The organism is Acinetobacter sp. NIOH-H-8 (genome assembly GCF_046635365.1).
Classification (GTDB): domain Bacteria; phylum Pseudomonadota; class Gammaproteobacteria; order Pseudomonadales; family Moraxellaceae; genus Acinetobacter.
On record NZ_JBHDVN010000187.1, the window covers coordinates 1 to 453 of the forward strand.

General features: G+C 60.3%; 1 protein-coding gene. It reads left to right on the top strand.

Features of this window, described 5'->3' with window-relative positions:
* The coding region (locus ACEWB7_RS17715) for a DUF748 domain-containing protein (RefSeq protein ID WP_411581048.1) at window positions 1-453 on the top strand (453 nt) is incomplete at both ends.

The following is a 453-nucleotide window of genomic DNA, read 5'->3' on the forward strand; positions in this document are numbered from 1 at the left end:
GCTACCGATCACGCTCAACGAACTGCGGGTGATAGACGGCCGCATCAGCTTTCACAACTTCACCACCGATCCCAAGGTGGAACTGAGCGCAGACCAGGTCAACGCCAGCCTCTACAACCTCACCAATGTCGGTGACGAACCGGGCGACCGGGTCGCGCACTTCGAAGGTCGCGCGCTGTTGCTGGAGCACGCGCCACTGGAGGCCGAGGCAACCTTCGATCCATTCGAGCAGTTCGAAGATTTCGAGCTGCGCCTGCGTGCGCAGGACATCGACCTGACGCGCTTCAACGACTTCGCCCGCGCCTACGGCCGCTTCGACTTCAAGCGCGGCAACGGCGACCTGGTGGTCGAAGCTCAAGCCAAAAATGCTCAGCTCAACGGCTACATCAAACCCCTGCTGCGTGATGTCGAGGTGTTCGACTGGGAGCAGGACGTCGAAGATGAAGATAAAGG